This is a genomic window from Arhodomonas sp. KWT, from assembly GCF_010993615.1.
In genome coordinates, this window is the sequence record NZ_WNXE01000179.1 from 1 (window position 1) to 4,424 (window position 4,424).

5 protein-coding genes are annotated in these 4,424 nt (G+C 68.5%); 4 read left to right on the plus strand and 1 reads right to left on the minus strand.

Going from position 1 to position 4,424, the window contains the following annotated elements:
* Positions 1-338 precede the first annotated feature (338 nt).
* From G7A99_RS16115 to rimK, 3 genes are all read left to right on the plus strand, one after another.
* The gene (locus G7A99_RS16115; protein WP_163142014.1) at positions 339-1,304 is read left to right on the plus strand and encodes an AraC family transcriptional regulator; all 966 of its coding nucleotides are present in this window, start codon (positions 339-341) and stop codon (positions 1,302-1,304) included.
* 68 nt (positions 1,305-1,372) lie between these two features.
* Positions 1,373-1,864, plus strand: coding sequence for a RimK/LysX family protein (locus tag G7A99_RS16120; protein ID WP_163142017.1), 492 nt, complete (start codon positions 1,373-1,375; stop codon positions 1,862-1,864).
* Between the two features lie 101 nt (positions 1,865-1,965).
* Positions 1,966-2,883, plus strand: a complete 918-nt coding sequence (rimK, locus tag G7A99_RS16125) for a 30S ribosomal protein S6--L-glutamate ligase (protein ID WP_371807626.1) — start codon at positions 1,966-1,968, stop codon at positions 2,881-2,883.
* Positions 2,884-2,949: 66 nt separating this feature from the next.
* Here rimK and G7A99_RS16130 read toward each other — a convergent pair whose 3' ends face one another.
* On the minus strand, positions 2,950-3,615 hold the full coding sequence (locus G7A99_RS16130) for a hypothetical protein (RefSeq protein WP_163142020.1): 666 nt from the start codon (positions 3,613-3,615) through the stop codon (positions 2,950-2,952).
* A 171-nt stretch (positions 3,616-3,786) separates the two neighbouring features.
* On the opposite strand from G7A99_RS16130, the gene G7A99_RS16135 reads away from it, so the two are divergent.
* Positions 3,787-4,424 (plus strand): ATP-binding cassette domain-containing protein (locus G7A99_RS16135; RefSeq protein ID WP_163142023.1); only part of this gene is annotated, 638 nt, incomplete at its 3' end.

Consider the following 4,424-nt stretch of genomic DNA (forward strand, 5'->3'; position numbering starts at 1 on the left):
TATCCCCGTCACCCATCGTGCAACCGAACATCCTTATTGCCCTCGCTGAATACGGCAGCCGGGCCGGCACCACGGCTGCGGCGCGGTACCCTACTACCCGTTGCGTTAGTCGGCTGTTAGCCGCCCGGACCGGATACAGGCCACAGCCTTTCGCCCGCGGTGCCCATTGCCGGCGCGGGTTTCTTGTGGCTTTAAGTCTCTGCAGGGCGCGCGCACGTCTCAATACGGCTGGATTTGATGCATAACAAATCGCGGCTGCAGAATAATCGTCGCCGCGGGAAGCTGGCGGCCCCGGGAACAGACCGGGGCCCTTCCGCCCGGCACAGGGGGTGACACTGATGAAATCCGGCGCAAGGACCGTCGAATGGATATTCGACAGCCCGGTCCCGCATGAGCAGCCGCCGACCATGGCCGAGATGCCGCTGCCGGGCGGGCACATGCGCTTCGAGACGGTGCAGACCGCGCACGGGGTGCGGGCCATCCTCGCCGACGGCCACACCGGCGCGGATCCGGTAAACATCCTGGCCGCCGACGAGAGCGACCTGCACGAGATCGGCCTGATCATCCCCTGGGAGACCGCCTTCGAGGTGTTCATCCCCGGTGTCGACCGGCCCCGCACCATCCGGGACGGCCACTGGCACTGGCATATGCCCGCGGAGCGCTGGGTGGATTTCAGGCTGCCGGCGCGAAGCCGGATCCGGACGGTCGGCATCACCCTCTCGAACGATCTCTTCGAGCGCCTCTCTGAAGGCGCCCGCCTCCCGACGCCGGTGGCAGCGATCGGCCGGCGTCACGCCCCGGACGCATTCGAGCTGCACCGGCACATGGACGCGGCGTTACGCCCCGCCGTGGGACAGCTCTTCTCCAGCCCCTACCACGGCGAGATCCGACGCCTGTCGCTGGAGGGTCGGCTGCTCGAGGTCGTCAGCGGGGCATTCGAATCCCTGACCCGCGACGACTCGCCGGGCACACACCTGAGCGCCTGGGAGGTGGCCCGCGTGCGCGACGCCGCCGCCGGGCTGCTCGAACACCCGGCCTCCCCGCCCTCGGTCGACGAGCTCGGCCGGGAGACCGGACTGGGAGCGACGCGCCTGATGCAGGCGTTCAAGGCCCATTACGGCGTGCCGCCGGTGCAGTGGCTGCAGCAGCGCAAGCTGGAGATGGCCCACCAGCTGCTCGCAGACACGCCGCTGGGGATCAAGGAGATCGCCTTCCGGCTCGGCTACCGGCACGTGAGCAACTTCGCGAGCGCGTTCAAACGCCATTACGGCGTCACCCCGGGCAGCCTGCGCCGGCAACGGTAACCGCCCGGTTGCCAAACACCGCGTCAGCGCCAACACTGGGGCGTCATCCGCAACGGGATACCGGGGGCATGAGCACACGCGCGCGACGCCGTAGCCGGCCGCGACTGTGGGTAGGCTGGCGGGAATGGATTGGCCTGCCCCAGCTGGGCATCGAGGCGGTGAAGGCGAAGGTCGACACCGGCGCGGCGACGTCCGCGCTGCACGCGATCCACATCCACCGCTTCAGCGACAACGGTCGTGAGCGGGTGGCCTTCGAAGTCCATCCCCTGCAGCGCCGTACCGATCGCACCGTGCACTGTGCCGCGGACGTCCTCGACGAACGGGTGGTCACCAGCTCCACCGGCCACCGCGAACGACGCATCGTGATCCGCACGCCAGTGCTCATCGCGGGACAGCGATTTTCCATTGATCTGTCACTGACCAACCGCGATACCATGGGCTTTCGGATGCTCATCGGCCGCCGCGCCATGAAACGCCGCCTCCTCGTGGACCCGGGTGCCTCGTACCTGGCCGGCGCGGCGGATAGCGAAGTATGGGTTCAACGCCCGCCACCGCGGTGAGCGGGCACCGGGCGGTGCACGTCATCCGGGGCACCCCCTACGCCGGGGCGGACGTCCGCCGCCCCCGTCATCCGCAGTAGCCAGCGTGGAACGAGATACGAATGGCCGAGCCACTGCAGATCCATGTCCTCTCCCGTAACGCCCGCCTGTACTCGACGCGCCGCATCGTCGAGGCCGGACGGGAGCGCGGCCATACCATGCGTGTCGTCGACCCGCTGCGCTGTTACGTGAAGATCAGCGCACACCGCCCGGAGGTGCACTACAAGGGCGACATCCTCGACTCGCCGGACGCGGTGATCCCCCGCATCGGCGCCTCGGTGACCTTCTACGGCACCGCCGTGCTGCGGCAGTTCGAGATGATGGGGGTGTTCCCGCTCAACGAGTCCGTGGCGATCACCCGCTCACGGGACAAGCTGCGCTCCATGCAGCTGCTCGCGCGCCGTGGCATCGGCCTGCCGGTGACCGGCTTCGCCTATTCGCCGGACGACAACGAGGACCTCATCAGCCTGGTCGGCGGCGCCCCGCTGGTGATCAAGCTCCTCGAAGGCACCCAGGGCAAGGGCGTGGTGCTCGCCGAGACCACCAAGGCCGCGGAAAGCGTGATCGACGCCTTTCACGGCCTGAACGCCTACTTCCTCACCCAGGAGTTCATCCGCGAGGCCGGCGGCGCGGATATCCGCTGCTTCGTGGTGGGCAACCGGGTCATCGCCTCGATGAAGCGCCAGGCGAAGGAAGGGGAGTTCCGCTCCAACGTCCACCGCGGCGGCGCCGCCACCCCCATCCGCATCACCCCCGAGGAGCGTCAGACGGCGGTACGCGCGGCCCGGATCATGGGGCTCAATGTCGCCGGCGTGGACATCATGCGCTCCAACCACGGACCGGTGGTGCTGGAGGTGAACTCCTCGCCGGGGCTGGAGGGCATCGAGACCTCCACCGGCAAGGACGTCGCCGGTGCGATCGTCCAGTTCATCGAGAAGGAAGGCAAGGCGGGCAAGACGCGCACCAAGGGCAAGGGCTGACGCGCCCCTCCGCCACGCGGACACCGGCGGCCGGCACACCGGACCGCCGGACATCCGGGCACGGGGCTACTGGCCGCCCTGCTGCTGCATCATCTTGCGCGGATCCACGGGCTCGGCGGGCAGCTCGAACCGCTCGGCGGCCAGGCTGTCGCCGGAGATCTCGACGACCTCGTACTGACCCTCGATCCGGAGCATGCCGACCCCGCGTTCCTTGAGTTCGGCCATGATCCCGTCCTCGCCACCGTCCGCTCCCATGCCGCGGATCATCGCCCCCCAGGCATCGCTCAGGGACTGCGCCCGCGGATCGTCGCTGAGGACGACACGGCCGGACTTCTCTTCCCCCTCCTGACGCCAGCGCATCCGGTAGACCTCGCCATCCATGCCGGCGACGGTGACGCTCTCGCCGAGGGACTCCAGCTCGAGCAGCTCGTTGCTTGCGCCGGTGGGGGCCTGCCCGTCACGACCCTCGCGCAGGGCGGTCAGGTCGAACACCGTGGCATCGGCGCCGCTACCGCGCACCGCATAGGCGCGGCCGTCGCGCACGAGCATGTAGCCGCCCTGGCCGGGCGCCTCCATGCGGACCTCGCCGTCATCGCTCCAGGCGAAATTCACGGGCTTCATGCCCCCCTGCGAATCGCCGCCGACGCGCACCGTCGCGGTACCCGCGGCGAGCGCCGGCAATGCCGCGAGCGCCAGCGCGCCCGCCGTGATCGTATTGAACAGCCGTTTCATGATTTCCTCCTTCACTCGACACCTGAGTAAACGTTTGCGGGCGCCTTTATCCCCACCGGAGAAGCCCTTAAACTGCACTTGATTCGAGGAACCACACGGGAGCCTCACAATTCAGGCGCGCCCCCGGGCGCGATTCCGCCCTGTTCCGACCAAGAGATCCGATAGCTGCCAATGGCCCAGTACATCTACACCATGAACCGCGTGGGCAAGGTCGTTCCCCCCAAGCGGCAGATCCTCAAGGACATCTCCCTGTCGTTCTTCCCCGGTGCCAAGATCGGCGTACTCGGCCTCAACGGCTCCGGCAAGTCGACGCTGCTGCGCATTATGGCGGGCGTGGACACCGAGTTCGAGGGCGAGGCGCGACCACAGCCCGGAATCAACATCGGCTACCTCCCCCAGGAGCCGGAGCTGGACCCGGCCAAGGACGTGCGCGGCAACGTCGAGGACGGCGTGGCCGAGACCAAGGCACTGGTGGACCGGTTCAACGAGGTCTCCGCGCAGTTCGCCGATCCGGACGCGGATTTCGAGGCCCTGATGGCCGAACAGGCCAAGCTCCAGGACCAGATCGAGGCCGCCGGTGCCTGGGATCTGGACCGCAAGCTCGAGCAGGCGGCGGACGCCCTGCGCCTGCCGCCGTGGGACGCGGACGTCACCACCCTGTCCGGCGGCGAGAAGCGCCGCGTGGCCCTGTGCCGGCTACTGTTGTCAAAGCCCGACATGCTGCTGCTCGACGAGCCCACCAACCACCTGGACGCGGAGTCCGTGGCGTGGCTGGAGACCTTCCTCACCGAGTTCGAGGGCACCGTGGT